At 73.3% G+C, this 6,929-nt stretch carries 5 protein-coding genes; 2 read left to right on the top strand and 3 right to left on the bottom strand.

All coding sequences use genetic code 11. From position 1 onward, the window contains the following. Both codB and G5C62_RS24355 read right to left on the bottom strand, forming a co-directional pair. The coding region (gene codB, locus G5C62_RS24360; protein WP_164703046.1) for a cytosine permease at window positions 1-1,150 on the bottom strand (1,150 nt) is incomplete at its 3' end. Continuing rightward, a complete protein-coding gene (locus G5C62_RS24355) occupies window positions 1,147-1,653 on the bottom strand; it encodes a nucleoside deaminase (RefSeq protein WP_164703045.1) in 507 nt (168 codons plus the stop codon). The genes codB and G5C62_RS24355, both read right to left, overlap by 4 nt. 146 nt (window positions 1,654-1,799) lie before the next feature. Between G5C62_RS24355 and G5C62_RS24350 the strand changes: the two genes are divergently transcribed. Both G5C62_RS24350 and G5C62_RS24345 read left to right on the top strand, forming a co-directional pair. After that, window positions 1,800-3,332, top strand: coding sequence for a PucR family transcriptional regulator (locus G5C62_RS24350; protein ID WP_164703044.1), 1,533 nt, complete (start codon window positions 1,800-1,802; stop codon window positions 3,330-3,332). A gap of 223 nt (window positions 3,333-3,555) precedes the next feature. Further along, window positions 3,556-5,898 carry a metallophosphoesterase gene (locus G5C62_RS24345; RefSeq protein WP_164703043.1) on the top strand — a complete coding sequence of 781 codons (2,343 nt, stop codon included), beginning with the start codon at window positions 3,556-3,558 and terminating at the stop codon, window positions 5,896-5,898. A 59-nt stretch (window positions 5,899-5,957) separates the two neighbouring features. On the opposite strand, the gene G5C62_RS24340 is transcribed toward G5C62_RS24345, so the two are convergent. Further along, a complete protein-coding gene (locus tag G5C62_RS24340) occupies window positions 5,958-6,836 on the bottom strand; it encodes an NADPH:quinone reductase (RefSeq protein WP_241176111.1) in 879 nt (292 codons plus the stop codon). Between the last annotated feature and the right edge of the window lie 93 nt (window positions 6,837-6,929).

Here is a 6,929-nt window from a genome sequence, read left to right as displayed (position 1 = left end):
TGCGCCACTCGACGCTCGGCAGCAGCGCGGTGGCACCGGACATGCCGTTCCGCCAGCGGGCCAGGAAGTCACCGATCACCACGCCGCCGAGCGGGGGGATCAGGATGCCCAGCCACACCAGGTAGTCGATCAGGTTGTCGTAGATGCCGGTGACGGCCAGCAGCGTGCCCAGCACGACACCGCCCACCACGAACGGCTTCTTCGACCGGGAGTCGGCGATCTCGGCGCCGGCGACGCCGAAGTTGTAGGCGGTGTTGTCGTTGGTCGTCCAGAGGTTGGCCACCAGGAAGACCAGCCCCCAGCCGACCAGGCCGAGCTGGTAGAGCACCAGCACGAAGTCGCCTTCCCCGAACGCCACGGCGCCGACCGCGCCGAAGCCGAGCATCAGCAGCTCGCCGACGAGGAAGGCGACCAGGCAGGCCCAGAAGCCCGCCGACGGGGTGCGCGCGAAGCGGGTCCAGTTGGGCGCCTGGGTGCCGCCGGAGGCGAAGGTGCCGACGACGATCGTCACCGCCACCGCGACGGTCATCGTCTCGCTGGGCACGATCGCCGTCAGCCCGCTCCAGCCCCCGACCTCCTCCAGCGACCGCCAGGTCACCCATCCGGCGAGCGCCAGCAGCAGCGGCACCGAGACCAGCGACAGCGCGTACATCCCCTTGTAGCCGAAGTACGCCGTCGCGCCCATGACCGCACCGCCGACCAGCATCAGCGCCACCTCCGGCCCGCGGCCGTCCCAGCCGAGTGCGCTGGCGGTGAGCTGGGCGAGGGTGGCGACGGTGACGCCGTACCAGCCGATCTGGGTGCCGCCGAGGAGCAGGGAGGCGAGCTTCGCGCCGCGCGTGCCGAGCGTGTAGCGGCACATCATCACCGTGGTCAGTCCGGTGCGGGCGCCGATGCCGCCGATCGCGCCGACGTAGACGCCCAGCACGGCGCTGCCCAGCAGCAGCACCCAGATCAGGCTGGTGGCGGAGAAGGCCGCCCCGATCTGCGCGCCGGCCAGCATCGTCGGGGTGAAGAAGGTGAACCCGAGCAGCACGATGGACAGCGAGAACAGCGACCGCCGTGCCGACGCGGGCACCGGGTCGATCGGGTAGTCGGGGTCGACGACGGCAGCCGGGGACTCCGCGTGCCGGCTGGTGCTGGCGCTCATCGGGCTGCCTCTGCACCGGTGGGCGCGGACGGTACTGCGACGTCCTCGCCGATGTCCTCGTTCCACAGCTCCGGCTGGGCGGCGATGAAGTCGGTCATCAGGTCGATGCACCCCGGGTCGTCGAGGACGACGACCTCCACGCCGTGCTCGGCGAGCCAGTCGTGCCCGCCGCTGAACGTGCGCGCCTCCCCGACGACGAGCCGGGTGATGCCGAACTGGCGCACCAGCCCGCTGCAGTACCAGCAGGGGGACAGCGTGGTCACCATCGTGGTGCCGCGGTAGGAGGGGCGTCGGCCGGCGGCCCGGAACGCCGCCGTCTCGGCGTGGACGGACGGGTCGTCGTCCTGCACCCGTCGGTTGTGGCCGCGGCCCCACACGGTGCCGTCCGGGCCGATCAGCGCGGCACCGATCGGCACCCCGCCGGTGGCCAGGCCGGCCCGGGCCTCCGCCAGGGCCACCTCCAGCCACGCGCGGTCCTGGTCCGGTGACTGGGACGTCGTCATGCGGGTCTCCTCGTGTGGGCGCTCGCTTGCGTACCTGCGGGCTGGTCCTCCGCAGGGTCCGCCGTGCGGCGAGGGGTGGGCAATGGGGCAGATGTCAGGGATCGTCTGGTCGATCCGTGACGACCTGTCCGACCGAGAGGACGCCTGTGGCGCTGACGCTGGCCGAGTTCCTGCTGCTGCCCTCGGTGCAGCAGGCCAGGCCGGAGGTGGCCGTCCCGCCCGCTCAGCTGGGCACCGCCGTCCGCTGGGTCCACTCCAGCGAGATCTACGAGATCGGCCCCCTGCTGTCGGCCGGCGACCTGCTGCTCACCACCGGACTCGGCCTGGCCGGGGTGGACGCCGGCGCCCGGCGGCACTGGGTCCGCGAGCTGGCGGCCCAGCGGGTGTCGGCGGTGGCCATGGAGCTGGGCCGGTCGCTGCCGGACTTGCCGGGCGAGATCCTCGACGAGGCCACCCGGCAGGGCCTGCCGCTGTACGTGTTGCGCCAGGTCGTGCCCTTCATCCGCATCTCCGAGGAGGCCAACGGCGCGATCCTGCACGCGGACGCGCCCCGGCTGCGGCTGGCCGACCAGGTGGTGCACGAGGTGCACGCGGCGCTGGCCGCCGGCGGCGGGACCCCCGCGGTGGTGTCCTGCGCCGCCGCCGTGACCGGCGGCCCGGCCGCACTCGTCACCCGGTCGGGGCAGGTGGTGGCCGCCGCGGGGCTGCGGGACCAGCGGGCGACCGAACGACTGCTCCGCCGGCCCGCGGCGAGCTCGCCGGTTCGCATCTGGGACGTCGACTGGGGGTCGGTCCTGCTGGGGCCCGGCCCCGGCAGCGACCTGCCCGGGCTGCGGGTGCTGGCGGCGCGGTTGGCGAGTGTGGCGGCGGTGGCGGTCGGACAGTCGGGCACGGGGACGCCCGGCGACCTCGCGGCGCCGCTGCTCGCCGATCTGCTCGCCGACGCCGTCCCCGGGGTCCGTGAGCTGCTGGTCCGCGCCGGACTGGCGTGCTTCCACCCGTCGCCGGATGCGCGGGTGCTCGGCATCGCCGCGTCCGCACCCGATCCCCGGCAGGTGCTGGCGACGTGGGCCCACGTCGCGTCGACCCACGACCTGGAGCTGCTCGCCGACCGGGTCCGCGGGGAGGCCGTGGGGCTCGTCGCGGTCCCTGCCGCCCCGGACCGGCCCGACCCGGCCGGGTGGCTGGCGAGCGTCCTCCCCTCTGCCGGGGCGGTCACCACCGTCGGCCCGGAGGTCCCGGTGGCCGACGCCGGCCGTTCCCTGCGGGAGGCGCACGACGCCCTGCCGGTGGCCACGCTGCTCGGACGAGGGACCGCGGTCACCCGCGACCTGACCCTGCTCCGGCTGCTGGGCCGGCTGGACGACCGGGCGCTGGCCCTCCTGGTGGACGACGCGCTGTCGCCGTTGCTGGCCTGGGACGCCGCGCACGGCAGCGACCTGGTGCAGACCCTCGCCGTCCTCCTGCGGCACGGGGGCAGCAGGACCCGCACAGCCGATGCGCTGCACGTGCAGCGGCAGTCGCTCTACCTGCGGCTGGCCCGGATCGAGGCACTGCTGGGTCGTCCCGTCGACGATCCGACGTCCCACGAGCACCTGGTCGTGGCCACCAGTGCCCGGGCGCTGCTCGACGCCCGGGCAGGGCAGCAGCGCTCGCGGCACCGCCGGCTGGGCGGTTGACCCCGTCCGGGGCCCGGCCGAGCGCGCGAGTGGTGAGCGGAGCCGTCCGGGTCCACCTGCCGTCGCGGTTCCGGTACGTACCGAGCCGGAGAAGATGATCTAGATGCTTCACGTCCGGCTGGTCCGGCGTACACAGCGCGGACACCGAGCGGCCACAGCCGCTCGACAGCGTGCGGGAGCGGTGGGACCCCCCACCGCCCCAGCACAGTCGAAGGACGTCCCCATGCACCTGCTCAGCCCACGGCCCGCACACCGCGGCGCCACCCCCGCCCGGACGGCGTGCCTGCGGGCCGTCGCCGGGGTCGGTGTGGCCGCCACGGTCGCCGGTCTCGCCACCGCCGGTGGCCTGGTCACCGCCGGCCCGGCGGCGGCCGCGCCCGTCGAGAGCGCGCCCGTCGGGACCGCGGCCGTCGAGACCGCTGCCACCGAGCCGGCCTCCCGGTTCACCCTCGCCGTCCTGCCGGACACGCAGTTCTACTCCCGGTACGCCGAGTCGGAGTTCGAGCGGCCCGACCGCTACGGCGACGGCAACAACCCCTTCGCCGCCCAGACCGAGTGGCTCGCCGAGCACGCCGACGAGCTGCGCATCCCGTTCGTCGCCCACCTCGGCGACGTCGTCGACCAGGTGAACACCGAGGGCGAGTGGCGCACCGCCGACGCCGCCATGCAGACCCTGGACGACGCCGACCTGCCGTACTCGGTGCTGGCCGGCAACCACGACGTCCGGAACAGCTCGAGCAACCACTACGACGACCAGTACGACCTGGCCCGGGAGCCCTTCCTGCGCTGGTTCGGGCCTGACCGGGCGGCCGAGCAGTCGACCTACGGCGGCAGCGACCCGACGGGGATGAACCAGTACCACGTCTTCGAGGCCGAGGGGCAGCAGTTCATGGTGCTGGCGCTGTCCTGGCGGGCGTCCGACGCCACCCTGCGCTGGGCCGACGAGGTGATGGCGCAGCACCCGACCCTGCCGGTCATCCTCACCTCGCACGACATCATCGGCATCCAGGACGACGGGGTCTCCCCGCAGGAGACCGGCTACGGCCTGCGGCTCTGGGACCAGCTCATCAAGGGCAACGACCAGATCTTCATGACCCTCAACGGCCACTTCCACGGCGCCACCCGGCTGACCAAGCAGAACGACTTCGGTCACCCGGTGACCCAGGTCCTGATGGACTACCAGATGGCCTACGAGGGCGGGAACGGCTACCTCGGCCTGTTCGAGTTCGACCTCACCAACGACACCATCTCGGCGCAGACCGCCTCGCCGTGGGTGGTCGCCAAGCCGCAGGAGAAGCTGACCTCCTACGACCAGGCCTTCCTCGAGGGTCCCAACGAGCAGTTCACCCTGGACATCGACTTCTCCGAGCGGTTCGCCGGGTTCAACCCCGGGTTCACCGCCGGCTCCGCCGACGAGCCCTCGCTGACCCAGGCGGCGCGCGACATCCTGCTCGACGGCTTCGTCAGCCCCGACCCGATCACCACCGAGCTGCCGGGCTCGACGGCGGACTACCCGCAGGTCGAGGGGACGCTCGCGCACTGGCGGATGAACGGGCTGCGCGGGGTGGTCGCCCAGGGCGGCGTCATCCGCGACGTCGAGGGCAACAACCGCAACAACCTCATGCGCGTGCCGATCAGCCGGTCCGGCTCGCCGACCGCTCAGCTCCGGGACGTCAACTTCTCCCAGGAGGCGCACCCGTACTCCTCGGACGGAGCCTCGATCTGCTTCACCAACGCCAGCAAGCAGACCGACCGGTACAGCTACCTGACCACCCGCGCGGACGCGCCGGTGAACCTGGCGGCGCTCGAGAACGGCTACACGATCGAGACCTTCCTGCAGATCGACGAGAGTTGGACCCAGTCCGACAACGCGTGGATGAAGGCGATCGTGCGCTCGGGCAACCGCTCGCAGATCGGCGTGCCGCAGACCCGCTGGGACTGGACGGCGTCCCCGGTGGCCCTGGGCCTGTCCAACCTCAAGGAGTTCCAGTGGACCGAGGTGCCGATCGACACCGCCAAGGGTGACCGCACCTCGTGGTCGGGAGAGATCATGGTCGACACGTGGGCGCACGTGGCGCTGGTGAACGACCCGGCGACGGCCACCACGACGATGTACGTCGACGGTGCCCCGGTGCTGCGCAACGCCTCGAACACCGTGGGCCACGGGCTGGACGACGCGATGCCGTGGATCTTCGGTGCGGACTGGGTCGACGACCAGGCCACCAACGGCTGGAACGGCTGCATCGGTGAGACCCGCGTGGTCGACCACCCGATCGGCCGGGACGAGTGGCTGACCGCCCGGGCCGACATCAAGGGCCTCACGGTCACCTCGCCGGCGGTGGACGCGACGACGTCGCCGGCGGTCACGGCCACCGGCACCGGCACCCCCGGCGCCACCGTCACGGTGACGGCCGGAATCACCCGCACGGTCGTCGTCGGCAAGGACGGCGTCTGGCGGGCGGCCATGGGCACGCTGCGCCCGGGCACGTACGAGCTGACCGCCCAGCAGTCGCTGGGTGAGCGGTCCGCCGACCCGGTGAGCGTGCCCTTCCGCGTGGCCCGCTGACCTGATCGCACGTCGCCCGCTCCCTCGACCTGCGTCGGGGGAGCGGGCGATGTCGTTCCTCAGCCGGTGACGTCGATGAGCACCTTGCCGACGGCGCCGTCCTGCACCGCCTGGTGGGCGGCGGCGGTCTCGGACAGCGGGTGGACGTGCAGCGGCAGCCCGGCGTCCGCGCCGACCCGGACCGCGCCGTCGAGCACCGCGGCGTTGACGTCCTCCACGGCGATGTCCTTGGCCCGGGCGGGCTCGGTGTAGACGAGCACGAACTGCCAGCGGGCGTTGGGGACCATCTGGGCGCGCACCGGGATGGTCACCTCGGCGCCGCCGTCGTCGGCGTACATGGCGACCGCGCCGTGCAGGGCGATCACCTGGGCATCGGTGGCGGCGTTCTGCGCGGCGGAGACCTCGACGATGGAGTCGACGCCCTTCGGCGCGATCTTGCGGACCTCGGTGACGACGTCCTGCCGCTTGTAGTCGATGACGTGGTCGGCGCCGGCCTTCGCGGCCAGCTGCGCCTTCGCCGGGGAGCTGACCGTGGCGATGACGGTGGCCTCGGCCCAGCGGGCGAGCTGGATGGCGGCGTTGCCGACCGCGCCGGCGCCGCCCTGCACCAGCACGGTGCGGCCGTTGAGCGAGCCGGGGGCGAGCCGGTCGGGGAGTGACTCCGCGACGGTGAGGCAGCGGTGTGCGGTGAGGAACGGGATGCCGAGGGCGGCGCCCAGTTCGAAGGAGGGGTCGGCGCCCAGGAGCACGGTCTGCCGGGCCGGGACGACGGTGTACTCCGCCGCCGTGCCGTGCGGCCGCTGCCACGCGGCTTCCCAGACCCACACCCGCTCGCCGACGAGCACGGGGTCGACGCCCTCGCCGACCGCGTCGATCGTGCCGGCGCCGTCCTGGTTGGGCACCTGGCCGCCCGGGTGGTCCTGGACATCGGCGTCCACCTGGACCTGCCCATCCCGCCCGGCCGGGCCGCCGGTGACCGCTGGACCTACGACGTCGCGCTGGCGTTCCTCCGCACGCACGTGGACATGGAG

This window comes from Modestobacter sp. KNN46-3, assembly GCF_011039295.1.
This window is presented reverse-complemented; position numbering and strand designations above follow the sequence as displayed.